At 69.6% G+C, this 17,422-nt stretch carries 12 protein-coding genes and 1 tRNA gene; 10 read left to right on the forward strand and 3 right to left on the reverse strand.

The window, feature by feature from the left end:
• Nucleotides 1-21 precede the first annotated feature (21 nt).
• The 5 genes from ACLIRP_RS17670 to ACLIRP_RS17690 all read left to right on the forward strand — a co-directional run bounded on the left by ACLIRP_RS17670 (nt 22) and on the right by ACLIRP_RS17690 (nt 11,823).
• On the forward strand, nt 22-600 hold the full coding sequence (locus ACLIRP_RS17670) for a hypothetical protein (RefSeq protein WP_412061790.1): 579 nt from the start codon (nt 22-24) through the stop codon (nt 598-600).
• Nucleotides 601-681: 81 nt separating this feature from the next.
• Entirely contained in the window at nt 682-1,263 is a 582-nt protein-coding gene (locus ACLIRP_RS17675) for a hypothetical protein (protein ID WP_412061791.1), read from the forward strand.
• 118 nt (nt 1,264-1,381) lie between these two features.
• Nucleotides 1,382-8,956, forward strand: coding sequence for a LamG-like jellyroll fold domain-containing protein (locus ACLIRP_RS17680; protein WP_412061792.1), 7,575 nt, complete (start codon nt 1,382-1,384; stop codon nt 8,954-8,956).
• An 88-nt stretch (nt 8,957-9,044) separates the two neighbouring features.
• Entirely contained in the window at nt 9,045-10,889 is a 1,845-nt protein-coding gene (locus ACLIRP_RS17685) for a hypothetical protein (RefSeq protein WP_412061793.1), read from the forward strand.
• A gap of 1 nt (nt 10,890) precedes the next feature.
• On the forward strand, nt 10,891-11,823 hold the full coding sequence (locus ACLIRP_RS17690; RefSeq protein ID WP_412061794.1) for a carboxypeptidase regulatory-like domain-containing protein: 933 nt from the start codon (nt 10,891-10,893) through the stop codon (nt 11,821-11,823).
• A 10-nt stretch (nt 11,824-11,833) separates the two neighbouring features.
• Here ACLIRP_RS17690 and ACLIRP_RS17695 read toward each other — a convergent pair whose 3' ends face one another.
• Entirely contained in the window at nt 11,834-12,508 is a 675-nt protein-coding gene (locus ACLIRP_RS17695) for a DUF6266 family protein (protein WP_412061795.1), read from the reverse strand.
• Nucleotides 12,509-12,662: 154 nt separating this feature from the next.
• On the opposite strand from ACLIRP_RS17695, the gene ACLIRP_RS17700 reads away from it, so the two are divergent.
• Entirely contained in the window at nt 12,663-12,911 is a 249-nt protein-coding gene (locus ACLIRP_RS17700) for a hypothetical protein (RefSeq protein WP_412061796.1), read from the forward strand.
• 15 nt (nt 12,912-12,926) lie between these two features.
• On the forward strand, nt 12,927-13,343 hold the full coding sequence (locus ACLIRP_RS17705) for a putative toxin-antitoxin system toxin component, PIN family (RefSeq protein ID WP_412061797.1): 417 nt from the start codon (nt 12,927-12,929) through the stop codon (nt 13,341-13,343).
• Nucleotides 13,344-13,346: 3 nt separating this feature from the next.
• Here the strand turns inward: ACLIRP_RS17705 and ACLIRP_RS17710 are convergent, their stop codons facing one another.
• Together ACLIRP_RS17710 and ACLIRP_RS17715 are read right to left on the reverse strand one after the other, a co-directional pair.
• A complete protein-coding gene (locus ACLIRP_RS17710; RefSeq protein ID WP_412061798.1) occupies nt 13,347-13,628 on the reverse strand; it encodes a hypothetical protein in 282 nt (93 codons plus the stop codon).
• A gap of 92 nt (nt 13,629-13,720) precedes the next feature.
• Nucleotides 13,721-13,794, reverse strand: a tRNA-Val gene (locus ACLIRP_RS17715).
• A gap of 371 nt (nt 13,795-14,165) precedes the next feature.
• On the opposite strand from ACLIRP_RS17715, the gene ACLIRP_RS17720 reads away from it, so the two are divergent.
• The 3 genes from ACLIRP_RS17720 (at nt 14,166) to ACLIRP_RS17730 (ending at nt 17,279) form a co-directional block, all read left to right on the forward strand.
• Nucleotides 14,166-14,552, forward strand: coding sequence for a hypothetical protein (locus ACLIRP_RS17720; protein WP_412061799.1), 387 nt, complete (start codon nt 14,166-14,168; stop codon nt 14,550-14,552).
• A 59-nt stretch (nt 14,553-14,611) separates the two neighbouring features.
• Complete coding sequence (locus tag ACLIRP_RS17725; RefSeq protein WP_412061800.1) at nt 14,612-16,486, forward strand: mechanosensitive ion channel family protein; 1,875 nt, start codon at nt 14,612-14,614, stop codon at nt 16,484-16,486.
• A 124-nt stretch (nt 16,487-16,610) separates the two neighbouring features.
• Nucleotides 16,611-17,279 carry an endonuclease V gene (locus ACLIRP_RS17730; RefSeq protein ID WP_412063731.1) on the forward strand — a complete coding sequence of 223 codons (669 nt, stop codon included), beginning with the start codon at nt 16,611-16,613 and terminating at the stop codon, nt 17,277-17,279.
• The last annotated feature ends 143 nt before the right edge of the window (nt 17,280-17,422 follow it).

Genomic DNA, 17,422 nt, shown 5'->3' on the forward strand with positions numbered 1-17,422 from the left:
GTCCCGCGCCCCGCCGTCGTCATGACCCGCTTCCTCGTCGTGCTCGTGACCGCCGCCAGCCTAGCGGCGTGTCAGCCCAACGCTGACCCGCCGTCCTCTCCCAACACCGTCGGTGACGCCACGGCAGCCGAATCGGCGGAGGCCGTATCGCCGACGACCGAGTTCGTCCGGCTCGGCCTTCCTGCCCAGGAGGCCGGCCCGTACCTCGGAGCCGTCTCTGAGGTCGGCCCGCGCGTCCTCTGCCACACCTACGACGCGACGCAGGCCGCCGAGTGGGACGGCGTCGAGGTGTGCTACGACGTGACGATGGACCAGCACGACCGCGACGGGTCGCTCTACGGGACCGGCGTCGTGGCGTCGATCACCGGTCCCGACGGCCCGCCGCCCGGGTCCATCGCCGTCCGGGACTCCATGACGGTCTACGGGTTCGTCGACGCGGACGACGTGATCCACCTCGAGCACGTCGTGGGAAGCGAGGGGGCGCCGGCCGTCCAGGGGCTCTCCCGCTTCGAGGCTTGGATCCGCGCCGAGCCCCCATACGCCGGGACGTTCCAGACCGGCATGCCGCCCGGGCAGGGCACGGCGCAGTACCGCCAGTAACAGACCACGGCGCAAGGCGCCACCCGCCGCGCTCGCCACCGATGGCGCGCGTGTCACTCACCCTCACCCTCACCCTTACCCATGAAGACCACCCTTCTCGCTCTCGCTGCCGCCCTCCTCCTCCTCCCGGCGTGTGGCGACACGTCCACAGACGGCGCTCCCGATCGGGAGGCGATGCCCGACGCCGTGTCCGGCGTGACCGACCAGATCTCCGACGAGGTCTCGGACGCCGTCTCGATGGATGACGAGCCCGGCGCCCCCGTCGTGACCGTCGACGACTACCTCGGCACCTACTCCGTCACGGAGACGTGTAGCCAGATGGGCACCGACGTCAACGGCAACCCCCGCTCCGGCACCGTCAGCGACGCCTACTCGGCCACCATCGTGCGCGGGTCGGGGGACGGCCGGGTGACCGTGGAGAACCTGTTCAACTCGCCCGGTGACGCGGTCAGTTCGCCAGCCACCGTCGACGCGAACGCGATTACGCTCGTCGGCGACGACGTGAGCCAGAGAGACGGCATGGCCATCACATTCTCCGGGACCGGAACGCGAGACGAGGGGGGCACCGTGTCCCTCACGTACACCATGGATGTCCAGAGCACGACAGGCGGCCCGATCGACGCCCAGACCACCTGCGAAGCGACCCTGACGCCGACCGGCTGATCCCGCTCGCCCAGTCCCGTCTTCGCAGGCCGCCGTCAGGCTCTGGTGGCGGCCTGCGACCTCGCCTCCCTGACCTCCCGCTGGCCCGTGCGTCCCTGCCAGCCCGACCGACGCCCCGATGAACGCAGCCCTCGAGCGGACCCTCCTCCATTCCTACGCCGACCGGCCCTACAAGCACAGCGCGCTCGTCAACCACCGCGGGACCGTCGTCGCGTTCGCGATGGACGACCGGCGTCGGATCTACTACAGCGTCCTCGACCTGGCCGCGGGCGACATGTCCCAAGCCGACACCAGCGAGATCGACGCCGACTTCTGGCTCCCCAACCCGAAGCCGGTCGCGTTCCCCCACGAGATCGAGCAGGCCGGGTTCGCCGTGCTCGACACGGTCCAGATGCCGGCCGTCAAGCAGGGGACGACGAAGGAGGTCAAGGACGGCAGCCTCCCGCCCTCGGACCAGGACCCGTTCCTCTCAACGACGGCGCGGCTCACGGCCGACGCCCCGTTCCAGGTCCTCAGCGACGGGACGCACGTCTACCTGTTCCGCCAGGCGATCGGGAGCGACGACCCGGACCTCCACCCGCTCCACAAGCGCGAGGACGGCGGCGCGACGGCCGGCGCCGACGGGCGACTCCTGGACGATGCGGGCGTCCCGGTCCCCCTCGTCGACCGCACGCTCCTCGTCGACCGCTACGTGCTGGCGGGCGCCGAGCTCAAGCGGACGCGCGAGGTCCGCTACCGCCGGAGCCGCAACCGGACGCGGCCGGCATCGGCGAAGGACTCGCTGGGCGCGAAGGACATGACCGGCAACCCCTTCTACGAGCCGACCAAGGAAGTCGACTTCGTGGGCAGCCTGACGCCGGGCAACGTGAGCGTGCTCCTCCTCCCGACGATCCGGACGGACGAGCAGCGCTGGCAGATCTTCGCCTTCGACGCCGCGACCGACGAGGTCCGCTCGATCAACTGCGCCCGCGACGGCGACGGCTTTTTCGACACGCAGGACCTGACAGACGTCCGGTTCACGCTCGAAGGGCGCACGGCCGGCGCCGGGCTGGCGGCCCAGCTGTACTACGAGCAGGAGCAGCTCCCGACCGAGGAAGTGGGCAAGACGGTCAAACAGCACGCGCGCGTCTTGCTCTGCGCGGCGACGACGGCCCGCGACGGCTCCGACGACAAGCCGTACGTGGCCGCGGTCGACTTTGCCGTGACGCGCGACGGGACGCTCACCGAGATCGCCACTGTGGCGGAGAAGGAGACGCACGAGGCCGACCGCCAGCACGCCGGTGAGAGCGGCCCGCCGAAGACGCCGATCTCCCAGGAGGCGATGGACCGGCTCGACGAGCAGGTCGAGGGGCTCACAGCGATGAAGGCCGCGCGTGACGACCTCGCGTACGCCGAGAAGATGCGATCGGCCGTCTTCTACCACGATACAGAAGGTCCGGGCGGCAGGAGCTTCGTCCTGTTCGCAGGCCCCGAGGACTCCAACGGGGACCCTCAGAAGGACGCCAGCAAGGACCCCAACCTTGCCGCCCGGAAGAAGGCGCTCCTGGGTGGCACGGACCACTCGACGGGACCGCTCATCGGCTACTTGAAGTTGACGGACGAGGACACCGTCGCCGAGTTCTTCCCGGAGAACGACTTCGGCGGCACACCCTGGACCGTCACGGAGAGCGGACCGCTCGACGCTCAGCGCGTCCCGGCGAGCGTCAAGGTCCGCAGGAGCGAACGCGCGAAGGAGAAGGGCCGGGCCGCTCGGGAGACGCTGGAGACGATGGAGGAGCCCCCTCCCAACCTCGACACGCTGCTGGAACAGACGATCGCCGAGCGGGACGGCAGCGTCGTTCGAACCGAGGTGCCAGCGGCCGAGACGCAGGAGGTGGCCGGCGGACCAGAGCTGCGCGTGATCCCGATGCCAGCGCTGGCGGCGGACACGGCGGACGCCAGCCGAGTCGAGGAGGCGTTGGCCGAGATGGCGCGGCACGAAAAACGACTCGAGAGACTCGGTGAGGACATCCACCGCATCGAGCGAGACGTAAAGATCGTCAAGGATGCCCAGGCTAGCGCCAAGAGCGCCGTGGACGGCATGGAGAGCGAGGCCGCACTGAGGCAGAGAAAGAAGGCGATCTCCGATAGGCTAGACATCCTCCGCCACAAAGACTACGGGACTGTCACGCTATACGACAGGCAAGACAGGGATCTGAACCCTGGCTGGGACGACCACAGGTCGACCATTAGGATCAACCTGGGTAACACATCCGATTCGTGGCCAAGTGGAACCCAGAGCAAACATAAACCATCATTCCCGAAGGGCTTGGAATATCCAGACCTGGGAGAAATTAAAAGGTTCAAAAGTACTTCATGGAAGAACATTACTCAGCAAGATTCATGGAGTGAACACTGGAATAATGAGCTTGAGTTTGTAGAAATAGGCTCTGAGGGTAATATTGTAGTGACATTATATGAGCATGAAGAATTCAAGGGCAAGTCCAAGGAGATTACTTCTAGCCAGAAGCTAGTTGGGGCCTGGAAGTCGGAAGCCAGTAGCCTGAAAGTCGAGTTCACAGAGGGGCACAAGCAGAGGATCAGGGACGCCCAGAGTGAGCTCGATGATGTCCAGGGAGAGATCGACAAGGCTGCTCGCCTAAAGAGGGAGCAGCAAGCCGCCCAGAGGAGGTCCACGTCCAAGGCCGAGGGACAGCTACGGGCCCTACATGCGGAGCGCGCCGCCACGCTCGGTACGTTGAACGAGTTGCGCGGCATCCACTTTGAGAAGCGGCTGCCGCAGCCGCTCGCTCATTGCCACACGGACGGTCAGGGGCTCACGGTCCGGTCGGGCCTGCTCCAGTTCGCCTTTACCGACGCCCCGCCCGTCCTGTTCGAGAGCGCGGTCGGCCGGCTGTCGATGTACTTCAAGGGCGTCAACGACCAGTTTTTCGCGGCCTACTACGACCTTCGCTCGCACCGCGCCACGTGGTCGCTCCCAGCGGAGCACGGGGCCGTCCAACTCACGTCGCAGACGGCCGACGCCGGCTACAACAAGGCGACCATCAAGGTCTCGGACGGCACTGAGGCGGACCTCTGCACGATCGACGTCCGCAACCCGGACTCCGGCGTCGTCGAGCACTGGCCGGACGTGCCGCGCGACGCGGAGACGGTCGCGGCCGTCCTCAACGGCACGGCGATGCAGCGCACGTTCGTCGGGAAGGTCGCGGCTCGCAGTGGGAGCGTAGGCGGCTCGGGGATTCCGCTCGAGGCCGCCACGCCGGTCCGCATCCCTGCGCACGCCCTGGTCGTCGTCGAGCCACCCATTGCCGTGTCTGTGGGCGACGAGACGGTCGGAACGCCCGCCCCGCTCACGTTCCGCACGACGACGTCCACCGACAGCGGCCAGTCCGCGATCGACGTGGCGGCTGGGACCGTGCCAGTCGGCTCCCGGGTCTACCTCGTGCGCTACGACGCCAGCCAGGCGCGTGTGACGCCGAGCGGCTACTCGCTCGACAAGGGGTCGCTGGGTCTCGTCGCCAAGCTGCACGGTGCCGAAGGCAGCGTCCAGAATGGCACGGCGGCGCTCGTCACCGAGGCCCAAAGCCCGTCCTGGGTGGCCGACGCGCCCGGGACGGCGTTCGTGTTCGACGGGGAGCACCAGTACCTCCACAGCGAGACGCCAGAGCAGTTCGCGCGCGAGGGCGACGTCACGATTGAGGCGTGGGTCCACCCGATCAGCGTCGGCGAGCTGGCGGAGGTCGTCCACGCTACCGCTTCAGACGGGAAGGGATACGCGCTGGGTCTGAGGGAGACCGCGAGCATGACAGCTTTGTCCTTCGGCCGAGACAAGGGGTACATCAAGGTCCCGACGCTCACCAGCTCTGCATTCCACGAGGCGTTCACCGTGGAGGCATGGGTTTACCCGACACGGGCCTCGAGTGAGAGCAGTCAGCCAATCGTGAGCGACGATACCACAGACGCAGGGCTTCGCGAACACGATGGGCTCGAGATAAGTCTAGTCAAAAGCCATGTGCTCGCGTCCTTTGGCACCATCTCGGCCCGTAGCAGCGCCACGCTACCTGTGGACACGTGGGCACATATTGCATGTACCTACGACGCAGGGGGGGAGTTGGCGATCTACATCAATGGAGAGCTGGACGAGACCGTTCAGTCCGGGGACTCTCCAGAGGGGTCGCACCCGCTTTCGATTGGATGCGGGGTCTTTAAAAGGAAAGGAGGAACGGGAGGTTGGTTTAGTGGATTGGAAATCCCTAGTTCAAAAAGGCTGGACGGGAGTCTCGACGAGATCCGGTTCTGGAACACATGCCGTAGCCAGCAGGCAATCCAGGCCTCCATGGGGCACCGGCTGGGTGGACAGGAGACGGGCCTCCTCGCGTACTACACCTTCACCGACGGCGACATCCGTGACCGCTCGCACCACGGGCACCACGGCGTGTTGACAGGGGGTGAGAGGCCGACCATCGTCGCCTCTCCGTTGACTTCCTACGGGTGTGTGTCGGCCATCGGTGGTGACGTGATCGAGTCGCCTCACCCGATCCCGATGGGGCGTTGGACCCACCTCGCCGCCGCGTTCAACCAGTCGTATGCATTGCGCTTCGACGGCAATGCCTACGCGGATGCCGGTATGAGCGGGACGCTCGACGTGACCGGCGACCTGACCATCGAGGCCTTCGTGCAGGTCGACGACCTCGGCCGCAAGCAGGGCCTCCTCTCCAAGGGCACCCTCGGGGGCCACAAGAGCGAAGAGGAGGTGCCCTATGCGTTCTACATCGACGAGGACGGCTTCCTCGTGTTCGCGATGGAGACCGGCAAGGGCAAGCCGGAGACGTTCACCTCGAAGCTCGTGGTCAAGGCCAGTACGTTCCACCGCGTCGCTATCGTGCGTAAGACGGACCGGGAAATCGAGGAGGCTGAGAAGGACGGGAAGAAAACGTCGGAGGTCAACACGTACACCACCATCACCTTCTACATCGACGGCGAGGAGGCAGGTGCCCACAAGATCGACGAGGTGTCGTCGCAGGGGAACCGCTCTCCAGTCCTCATCGGCCAAGCCCGGCTGCCGAACAACAAGGTCGCACAGTTCACCGGCGCGATCAGCGAGGTCCGGCTTTACGGCCAAGCGCTCAAGTCGAACCAGATTGGCCAAAAGGTCGGTAAAGACCGACACGGCATCGTCGCATGGTGGCGGTTCGAAGAGAATGAGGGACTCGTCGCCTACGACAGCAAGGGAGACGCCCATGCGCGCCTTCACGGGCCGACGTGGATCAAGACGCCCCAGCCGAACGGATCGACGTACAGGCTCTATGTCAACGGCGCTCCCGTCGAGACGAAACCGAGCGCGGAGTCTGACCTCGAGGCTGGGGGGGGCTCCCCTCGGTTCACGATCGGGGGCCACGACGGCGGCCGTCACTTCGAAGGGATTCTCGAAGAGGTACGGATTTGGAAGACGGCACGCAGCCAGGAGCAGATCCTCGACAATGTGTTCACGCGGCTCCGCGGCGAGAAGCGTGACTTGATCGCGTATTACACCTTCGACGACGTGGAACGGGCGGGGGACGGCCAGCCGACTCGCGTCGAGGACTCAGGACCCAAGGGCAATCACCTCGAGTGGGCGACCGGGGACACGCCGACCGAGGTCTTGTCGACCGCGCCGATCTCGGTCGACACCGCCGAAGTCCGCTCGGCGCTGGCGGGCGTCCGAACCGACTTCCACGCGACGATCGACGGCCGGCCCGCCGCGGCCGAGTACGCCGACCTCCAGCGCGACGCCGAGGGCCACCTCCACGGCGTCCACAAGCGCTGCTACGCCTACGTCCAGGACGGCCGCTGGATGCTCGTGACCGGCTACAAGGTCGGCAACATCAAGACCGAGTGGATCGGCCAGGCGCAGTTCAACCCGCAGGTGATGGGCTACATCGAGGGCGGGCCGCCCGTCCCCAGCGAGAACTTTACCGAGGGGGCCATCGAGCTGAACTACGGAGGTACGAACGAGGTCACCCTCGTCGAGTCCAACAACGTCACGGCCACCGTCTCGTCGTCGCACGAGGACAGCATCCAGACCGGCTTCGAGGTCGAGGCCTCGGCGGGAATGACGTTCAAAACGAGCCTGGTCGCGGCGCCCCTAGGCGCGGGCATCAGCACCGAGCTGCCCGAGGTGACCGTCAAGGGCGAGGTCACGGGCGGCGCCAACGCGAACGGCGCGTGGTCCGGCGGCGAGTCGCTCGGGTCCGGCGTCAACAGGAGCACCGCGAAGTCGGTGGCCGTCGGCGGCGGGTGGGACCAAGCGAAGGACCCCACCGCCTGGGCCAACCCCGACTACACGCGGCGCTGGGTCCCGTCCAACGTGGGGTTCGCCTTCGTCCAGTCGGAGACGGCCGACGTGTTCGCGCTCCGCCTGGAGCACACCGGCACGCTCGTCGGGCTCCGGATGCTGCCCAACCCGGACATCCCGAAGGACACCAACATCATCCCGTTCCCGATCAACAACCGCTATACGAAGCAGGGCACGCTCGACGGGCGGCTCGGCATCAAGAAGGGAGGCAACGCGTACGACCCGGACTACGCGACCAGCGGCGACTACGGCGAGGACAGCTACTTCAAGCCGCGTCAGGCGTACCAGCTCAAGCGTCGCATTCAGGAGGAGGAGGAGAAGCTGAAGGCGTACTTCGCCAGCTTCGACACGACCCCGCAGGAGACGCACGCCATGCAGACGGTGATGAAGGGGGTCGGCGTGGCCGCGGGCGCGGCGACGATGTTGGGCGGCCCCGGCGTCGGCCTGATCGGCGGCGCGCTGGCGGGCGGGATCGGCGGGACGGTCGCGAGCGCGGTCTCCCACCTCGCGGCCGGCGACGACCGGCTGGCCGAGAAGTTTGCGCGCCGCAACCTCGTCAACACCTACGTCTGGACGGCCGACGGCGGGTTCTACGAGGAGTCGACGCAGATCAGCGAGGTCCGCAGCGAGTCCGCCAGCGGGAGCTACGAGCTCTCGGGCCAGCTCTCGGGCGGCGTGTCGTTCGAGATCGACAGCCCCGTCAGCGTCAGCGCTGGCATCACCGGGACGGTCGGTGGCGGCGTGAGCACGGCGCTCTCGAAGGACAAGGAGGAGGAGACGTCGTTCGAGCTTGACCTGTCGCTCGACGTGCCAGACGACCTGGGGCAGTACGAGTACGAGAAGCCCGGCGACCTGACGAGTGGCGTCCAGCCGGTCTACGACAAGGACGGCAACGGCGTCAACCAGCCCGGCAAGGTCGACGCGTACCGCTTTATGACGTTCTACCTCGAGCCCAAGCGGGACAACTTCGAGGACCTGTTCGAGACCGTCGTCGACCCGATCTGGCTGGAGCAGAGCCAGCACCCCAACGCGGCCGCGCTCCGCCAGGCGAACCAGGCCGAGCAGAAGCCGCTCTGCTGGCGGGTCTTCCACCGCGTCACGTTCGTCAGCCGCCTCCTTCCGGACGTCGCGACCGGGACCGAGCCCCACGCCGAAGCGCTTAGGCAGGTCGACATCGGGAGCAGCTACGAGCTGGTGCGCCGTCTTGAACCGGACGTGAAGGACCACACAGCGGACTGGCCCACATTCCGGGACGCGGTCCGCAAGGCCGTCCACAAGCGGCTTCCCGAGCTGGCGGACGAGAACGACCTGGAGCAGATCGTCGACATCCTCGCCGGCTACTTCGAGGTGACGGAGTAACCCCTCCGGCACGCGACCCTGAGCGCAGCGGTCGGAGAACCGCCGCTGCGCTTCGATCCACACCTTCTGACAACAGACGCACAGCACCATGGAAGCCATCGTCGGCGCATTCGGCGGTCTCACAGCTGGCTGGTTGATCCAGTGGCTGATCGACCTCTTCTACTGGCGCAACAAGCGCATCTGCTCGGAGGGCGAGAGCAAGCTCCGTGACGCCCTCGCCGAGATGACGTCCGAGCGCGATGGGCTGCGCCGTCAGGCCGAGGACCTGGCGGCTCGGGCCAAGCGGATCCCAGAGCTGGAGGCTGAGCTCGACAAGGAGCGGGCCCAGCTCGGCACCATCCGTGACCAGTTCCGCGCCCAAGAGGTCCAGCTGAACGACCTCCAGCGGGAGACCGCCAACCTGCGCCCGATGGGGGATGAGCGCGCCGCACTGCAGTCAACCTTGGACGGCGTGAACGCGCGGATCCCCGAGCTAGAGACCGAGCTCGGGAAGGAGCGCGAGCAGCTCGGCACGCTCCGTGACCAGCTGCGCCAGCAGGAGGTCCAGCTCAACGAGGCGCAGCGGGAGGCGGCCGGCCTCCGCCCGCTCACGGGCGAGCGGGACGCGCTGAGGGCGGACCTCGACCGGGCCAACGAGCGCATCGAGGAGCTAGAGCGAGATGTGGAGGAGCGGCAGCAGGCCGACCTAGAACAGCGCGCGTCCGAGCCGTCGCCGGCGGTGCACATGAGCGCGGACCTCGCGCCCGCCGACCCGCAGAGCAGAGAGCCCCAGTCCTCGGACCAGCGGCCGGACGACCAGCAAGACGAGGACGACGACCTCGAAAACCGCCTGCTTCGGATCGACCTCCACCTCGAGGGTCTCCTCAAGGACATGGTCGGCCGCAACATGGCGATCGCCAAGAACCTCCGCGTCGGCGAGCTCTACGTCCAGCGCGGCGGTCGGATGGAGCGGCTCCAGGACGACGAGGCCGGCACTGCCGAGGACGGCACGGCCAGCGACGAGGCGCGCGAGGACGCACCCTCCGGCGTCTCGTCGCGCACGACCGCGCTCCGGAGCCAGCTCTACCGCGTCGAGCACCAGGCCGACGGCGACGGGCGCTGGCGCGAGGGGGGCTCGTGGGTGATGGGCACCCGGTCCGGCGAGCGGCTCACCGCGCTGAGCGGCTCCTCGGACGACGGCGGGTTCACGCTCGAAGGCCTGTGGTCGTACGGGAGCGACGACCTGACGGCCTTCCGGGCGACGATGACGGCCCACAACACGTACGAGGTCGAGGCCCAGATCGGGGGCGAGGACGGCCCCTGGCAGCCCGCGGGTACGTGGCTCCTCGGCGCGCGCGTCGAGCACCACGTCGTCGCGCTCGACCTCACGTCGGAGGACGGTGGCGAGACGCTGGCCGGCACGTGCCGGTACGAGGACGAGCCCCAGTTCACCGTCCGCTGTCAGACCGCCGACGGCGGGGTCTACGCCGTGACCTCCGACGACAACGAGACCCCGACGTGCTGGGTGATCGGCCGGGACCGACCGTTGCAGTCCCTCGTCTGCCGCTCCGACGACGACGGACTCTCACTGCTCGGGAGCTGCGACATCGGCGGCACCGTGCTCGGCTTCCGGGCCGTGCGCTGGGCGGGGAACGCCTACCACACCGAGGTCCGATCCGCCAGCGGCGGGGGCTGGACGGACAGCGGGATGTGGGTGCTCGGGTCGAGAAAGGACGTCAACCTCGTCTCGGTCCACCTCGAAGGACGTGGCACGCTCACCGGCCCGTGCGCCTACGCAGGCGAGCGGCCGCAGCGCGTCACCTGCCGGGCGCCCGAGGTCGAGCTGGTCGAGCGGACGACGGCGCCTCCCGCTCATGCCGGTTCTGCTGGCGAGGCCGTTGGCCCGCAAGCCGCCAACGGCGCGACTACAGAAACCTCTCCCGACCCGTCCTGAGATGCTCGGCGACCCCTGCAACGCGAAGAAGACGGTCACCCGGCCCGAGCTCTTCCGCTACAACCTCTTCAAAGGGCTGACCTTCGCGGCCCTGAGCCTGACGACGCTCGGGCTGGCCGTCACCACCGACTTCGCCGAGGGCGGCCTGTTCGGGTCCGAGGACGGCGCGAGCGGTGTGGTCGAGGGCGACGGACGGACGGACGGCCTGGGCCGGGAAGGTCTGGAGGGCGGCCTCCTCGCGCCCGGCGCGCTGGCGACGGTCACCGGCCAGCTCATCAACGCCACGACGGGAGGGCCGCTACCGGGCGGCGAGGTCTGCCTCCAGGGGACGAGCCGATGCGCCGTCTCGGACGGCGACGGCCGGTTCACGCTCGGTGACCTGGCAGCGGACGAGGAGGTCACGCTCACCGGGAGCGCCGACGGGTACTTCGACGGCTCGGCCACGGTGGAGCTGACGGCCGGTGGGACGACGCCCCAGAACGTGACGCTCTCGCCCGTCGTGACCGGCGAGACAACGCGGATCGTCCTGACGTGGGACACCGACCGCGACATCGACACCTACCTCCGCATCCCGAGCGACGGCGCCAGCGCCGCGCAGTTCATCTCGTACCAGTCCCAAGGCGACGCCGACCGCTTCCCATTCGCAACGCTCGACGTCGACGACACCGACGGCCTCGGGCCGGAAACGGTGACGATCGACAGCCGGCTCGGCGGGGTCTACGGGTACGTCGTCCACGACTACAGCGGCCAGCACTCGCTGTCGGACGCGACGGTCCGCGTCTACACCGCGTCGGGGCTCGTGGCCGAGTTCACAGGGCCGGCCGAGCCCACCGACTACTGGCACGTGTTCAACCTCTACGGCGACGTGGGGGCCGTCGAGCCCGTCGACCGGCCGATCGACGCGCTCCCTGACGTGGCCAACGGGTTCCGGTAGATACGCGCCGCTATCGAAACCTCACGGCGCAGCAAGCGGGTCGTTCACCGTCTATCACTCGACCTCGTCGCCCGACGCCGCCATGCCGCCTCAAGTGAGCGGGGCCGGCCCATTGGCCAACCACGCCTCCAGGTCCGCCCGCCGGCCGCGCCACCCCCGGCTCGTCCGCGTCGCCGGCAGCGGCCCCCGGTCCGACAGCCCGCCCCCGATCCACCGCTGGACCGTCTCGGCCCGGCGCCGCCTGGCCGGCGGCCTGGCCGCCGGCCACGTCCCACGTCACGAGCGTCTCGCCCAGGCCGTCGTCGGCGAGCGGCTCCGCCGGCGCCAGCCCGCCACGCGTGAGCAGCATCTGGGCGGGGTCGAACGTGCCCGCCGGCGCGCCGGCCACGGCGTCGGAGCGCATGACGTAGACGTTGGCCCGGACGAACTCGTTGAACGCCGTCGTGGCGCTCCGGCCCGACCCCTCGTACCGGCGCCAGTACGGGCGGATGAACGCGTCGATGAGCGTGGAGCCGGCCCGGGTGAGCGCGGCGAACAGGTCGCGCTGGGTGGTCTGCGCGGCGGTCTGGGGGTTGGCGGGCGTGACGCGGGCGCGGATGACGTCCTTGCCGCGCCACTTGGTCATGACGACGGTGCCGACGGCGTTGCGCCCGCCGCCCAGGATGCCTCGGTCGAGGATGGCCATGGGTCTGTCTGGGGGGTGAGCCCTCAACCTCGGCTACCGCCCGGTACCCGTCCAGGTCGCCTCCTCGACCCCACGCCTCTGCTCCGTCGCACGGGGGCACTCAACCAGAGCCGCACTCGCGGCGTACACTTCTCGTCTGGCCACCCCCGCCGCCATGCCCGCTCCGGCTCTCACGAACCTCCAGCGCGAGCTGCTCGACCTTTTCGCGACCGACCTCTCCGAGGACGAGCTCCGCGAGGTCCGCACCGTCCTCGCCCGCCACTTCGCCGAGAAGGCCACGGCCGGGTTCGAGGCGTTCGCCGCCGAGCGGGGCCTCTCGCCCGAGGACACCGACCGGTGGGCGCACGACCACCACCGGGCGTCGCCAGCCGGAGGTAACGGAGCGACCGGCGGGGGCTCGTAGGGCCCGGCGCTCGCGGTGCGGATCGTCCTCGACACCAACGTGCTCCTCCCGTTCATCCGGCGGGGGAGTCGGCTGAGGTGGCTGTTCGACGGGCTCATCGAAGGCCACTTCACGCTCGTCGTCTCGACTCCGATCCTCTTCGAGTACGAGGAGGTCATCGGCCGACGGACGCGGCCGGAGGTCGCCCGGAACGTGGTCGGCGCGCTCCTCGCCCTCCCCACCGTCGAGCGCGTCGAGCCCCGGTTCCGCTGGCGGCTCCCGCCCGGCGACCCCGACGACGAGAAGTTCGTCGACGCCGCGCTCGCGGCCGGGGCCGACGCCGTCGTCACCAACGACGCCCACTTCGACGCGCTCGCAGCCCTCGACTTCCCGGCCGTCCGCGTCCTCACGCCCGAGGCGTTCCGGGAGGCGCTGGGCGACTCGGCGGCTTGACGCTCACCCCTTCCGATACACGACCGCCCGGACGCGCTCCTCGCTGAGGTAGTACGGCCGCCCGTCGACGTCCTGGTAGGGCCCGAGCAGGGCCTCCACCGCCTTGGCCACGTTCGCGCCCTCCGCCCGGAGCGCCGCGAACCGCAGCCGTACCCGGCGGTCGCGCACGACGAGGTGGACGGCCCTCTGCACGCGCCGGTCGTCGAGGGCCGCCTGGACCTCGGCCGCGCCGGGCCGCCCGGTCGTCGGCCACACCCGCCGGACGGCGACTCGGGGCTCGGCCATGGGTCTCGGAAAAAAGTGGTACCCATCGTGGTACCCACAAAAACAAAACCGGCTCCCGCGCGGTGCAGGAGCCGGTTTCGGGCCGATTCGGGTGGGCTCTACTGGATTCGAACCAGTGACCTCGTCGATGTCAACGACGCGCTCTAACCAACTGAGCTAAGAGCCCGCAGCGCGGCACTCGGCCGACGCGGGGCGTCAACATAGCGCCCCGCCCGAGCGGCGGGCAAGGCGCCGCCGCCCGGAGCGTGTGAAGGCGTCCGGAAGGTTGCGCCGGGCCCCCGCCCGCCTCCGCGTTACGAATCGGGATCCGGCCGGGCAGTCGCGCGCCTCGTCGGGAGGTGCCCGCACGAGCCGGGAGCGATTCAGGCGACGCTGGCGGACGCGCCCGAGGACAATCCGGCGTGCAGAACCGGCCGCGACGGTCCGAGCCGACGGCGCGGCGCTCGGCCGGCCGGCCGCTGGCACGCGCTTTGGGAATCGCAGGGGACCCCCCGGACCGTCCCCGTGCCCGCTCTCAGCGTCCAGTCGCCCTTTTCCTTGCCCCCCGCCGCGCCCGACGGCGGGGCTGTGGACCGCGCGCTGGCAGAGGCCGGGACCGTCTCCGGCGCCTACGTCCGGTCGCCGTGCCGCTTCCGCCGGCTCGGGCCGGCCGCCGAGGCGCTCGTGCAGCCGCTCCGGGCCGGCGGCGCCTGGGTGCTCGTGACCGTCAGCGGGAGCCGCGGGAGCGCCGAGGACGGCCACCGGGTCCACCTCCGCGAGCGGTGCCTGACGGCCGTCCAGCGCTTTATGCTGGCGCTCTCGTGCGAGGGCGTCGACAACTGCTGGGTCGACGCGGCCCTCCCCACCCCCGCTGCGTTCCGCGCGGCCGGCCTCGACCTGGGCGCGGACGTCCCCGTCGGGCTCGTGTGGTGCGCCGAGGGCTGAGTCATTCGCGAGGGGGCCCCGGCGCGCGGTACGTTGGTCCGTCCCCCTTCGCGCCCGCCGTGCCGACTCTCCGCCTCCTGCTGCTCGCTGCGCTCGCGGCCGCCGCGCCGTTCGCCCAGACTGCCGACTCGCTGGCGGCCGACTCGTTCGCGGTCCCCGCCCTCCCCGATAGCGGCTCGCGGGCACTCCCGGACTCCGTCCGGTCCGGCGTCGTCAGCCTGGGCGACTCGGCCGCCGCCCGGCTCGACTCCGCCGCCGTCGCCGCGCTCGCCGACACGACGACGACGCTCGCGGACGCGCTCGGCGACGGCGTCGCGGTGACCCTGCTGGGCCGGACGCTGTTCACCGTCTGGGGCGGGCTCGGCGACGTCTCGCCGGTCGAGCGGGCGGCCCGGCTCTCGGCGCGGCTGGCGGACCTCGCCCAGAACCGAGAGGTCGACGCCGACCGCATCCGCATCGTCGACGGTAACACGCTGACCACGCTCCAACTCGGCGACTTCATCGTGATGACGGTCACCGACGAGGACGCCCGCGCGCTCGCGCGCTCGCGGACGGAGGCCGCCCAGCACTACCGCGCGCTCATCATCGACGGCCTGGCGGCGTACCGTGAGCAGGCCACGATCAAGGGCGTGCTGTGGGGACTGGCGTACTCCGTGTTGGCGCTCGGCGTGCTCGTGCTGGCGCTGCGCCTGCTGGGGCGCCTGTACCTGTGGCTCGACGAGCGGACGGCGCGCATGCGGGCCCAGTACCTGCGCGGCATCAAGATCGGGACGCTGGAGGTGGTCGGCCGCAATCAGGTGGCCCGGTTTGGCCGCGCGCTCGTCAGCCTGACGCGGCTCAGCCTGTCGCTCATCCTGGTCTACTTTTTCCTGACGTTCGCCTTCGGGCAGTTTGTCTGGACCCAGAGCTGGAGCGAGAACCTCCTCGACGCCGCGCTCTCGCCGCTCCGCCAGCTCGGCGCCGTCCTCCTGAGCTCGATCGACAACGTCATCGCCATCCTGGTGACCGTCGTCGTCGTCCGCTACGTCATGCGGATCTCGGACTACCTCTTCTCGCGCGTCGCCAGCGGCGAGGCCGAGATCGCCGGGTTCCACGCCGAGCTGGCCGACCCGACGCGCAAGATCGTCAAGTTCTTCCTGATCATGATGGGCCTCATGCTCATCTATCCGTACACGCCGATCGCCGACAACCGGGGTTTCCAGGGGCTGACGGTCTTCTTCGGACTGCTCCTGTCGCTCGGGTCCTCGACGGCCATCTCGAACATGGTGGCCGGCGTGGTCCTCACCTACACCCGCGCCTTCCGCGTCGGCGACCGCGTCCGCGTGGGCGACGTGTTCGGGGACGTGGTCGAAAAGACGTTCCTGGTCACCCGGATCCGGACGACGAAGAACGAGGACGTGTCGGTGCCGAACGCGAACGTGCTCTCGAACCACATCGTCAACTACTCGCGGATGGCGCGCGAGGGGAGCGGCGTCATCCTGCACACCTCGGTCACGATCGGCTACGACGTGCCGTGGCCGCGCGTCCACGCGCTGCTGATCGGGGCGGCCAAGGCGACGGACTGCGTCGAGTCGGAGCCGCCGCCGTTCGTGCTCCAGACCGGGCTCGGCGACTTTTCGGTCGCCTACGAGCTCAACGCCTACACCAAGGAGGTGACGCGGATGGCGCGGATCTACAGCGACCTCCACCAGCACGTCCAGGACGCGTTCGGGGATGCGGGCGTCGAGATCCTGAGCCCGACGTACCAGGCCTTCCGCGACGGGCCGTCGACGGTCCCCGACGCCGAGGCCCTCCACGACCGCGCCGACCGCCGCGCCGCCGAGACGCCGGCCACGGCGACGGACGGCGCCGACGTGACGCCGCTGCCGGAGACCATGGTCCCGCCCGTCGAGCTACCCAGCTTCTTGCGCGACGAGAAGGGCGAGGAGTCGTAGAGGCCGAGAGGAATCGAGAAGAAGAGGGTGGCGGGGCGGCCGAATCCGGGCGTTCCTGCTGGCGCCGGGCGCCGCGGCCCGCAAGCTTGGAGGCCTGTCCACCGCTGCTTGCGCCGTGCCCGACCTGACGCTCCACCACGCCCACCGCTGGGACCTCACGCCGACCGAGGCGGTCGCCTTGCAACGCGAGCTGGCGCCGCTCGTCCGGGAAGCGCCGCTCGACCTCGCCGCCGTCCGCACGGTCGCCGGGCTCGACGTATCGGTCCGCGACGACCGCGTCCGCGCCGCCGTCGTCGTCTACGACGTGCGCGAGCGCGCCGCCGTCGACCACGCGATCTGGGAGGGCCCGACGCCGTTTCCCTACGTGCCCGGGCTGCTCAGCTTCCGCGAGGTGCCTGCGATCCTGCCCGCACTGGAGCAGCTGGAGGCGCTGCCCGACGTGTACATGCTCGACGCGCAAGGGCTGGCGCATCCGCGCCGGTTTGGGCTCGCGTGCCACCTCGGCGTGCTGCTCGACGCGCCCGCGCTGGGCGTCGCCAAGTCGATTCTGGTGGGGCGGGTGGACGGGCCGTTGAGAGAGGTCAAGGGGAGCGGCGCGCCGCTCGTCCACCGCGGCGAGACGGTCGGGCAGGCGCTCCGGACGCGCGAGGGCGTCAAGCCCGTCTACGTCTCGGTCGGCCACCGGGTCACGCTGCGCGACGCGGCCCGGCTCGCGCTGGGGCTCGCCGAGCGCTGGAAGCTCCCCCAGCCGACGCACCTCGCGCACCGCCTGAGCTATCGCGGCGAGCTGTAAGCGGTCGGGCGACGCGCAAGCAGGGGGCCTCCCTTCCGCCTCATTCCCCGTTCCCCATCCCCGCGAGCCCTCCGTCTCCTTCCCGTTTTCCCGGTACTCCGCGTCGGAAACCGCGAACCTGCGCGGATCCCGCTCGCCATCGC

The organism is Rubrivirga halophila, from assembly GCF_046845755.1.
In the GTDB taxonomy this organism is placed as follows: domain Bacteria; phylum Bacteroidota; class Rhodothermia; order Rhodothermales; family Rubricoccaceae; genus Rubrivirga.

What these genes read in the sequence shown, in the direction of transcription:
- ACLIRP_RS17670 (WP_412061790.1), top strand. Translation starts at nt 22, where the DNA reads ATGACCCGCTTCCTCGTCGTGCTCGTGACCGCCGCCAGCCTAGCGGCG.
- ACLIRP_RS17675 (WP_412061791.1), top strand. Translation starts at nt 682, where the DNA reads ATGAAGACCACCCTTCTCGCTCTCGCTGCCGCCCTCCTCCTCCTCCCG.
- ACLIRP_RS17680 (WP_412061792.1), top strand. Translation starts at nt 1,382, where the DNA reads ATGAACGCAGCCCTCGAGCGGACCCTCCTCCATTCCTACGCCGACCGG.
- ACLIRP_RS17685 (WP_412061793.1), top strand. Translation starts at nt 9,045, where the DNA reads ATGGAAGCCATCGTCGGCGCATTCGGCGGTCTCACAGCTGGCTGGTTG.
- ACLIRP_RS17690 (WP_412061794.1), top strand. Translation starts at nt 10,891, where the DNA reads ATGCTCGGCGACCCCTGCAACGCGAAGAAGACGGTCACCCGGCCCGAG.
- ACLIRP_RS17695 (WP_412061795.1), bottom strand. Translation starts at nt 12,508, where the DNA reads ATGGCCATCCTCGACCGAGGCATCCTGGGCGGCGGGCGCAACGCCGTC.
- ACLIRP_RS17700 (WP_412061796.1), top strand. Translation starts at nt 12,663, where the DNA reads ATGCCCGCTCCGGCTCTCACGAACCTCCAGCGCGAGCTGCTCGACCTT.
- ACLIRP_RS17710 (WP_412061798.1), bottom strand. Translation starts at nt 13,628, where the DNA reads ATGGCCGAGCCCCGAGTCGCCGTCCGGCGGGTGTGGCCGACGACCGGG.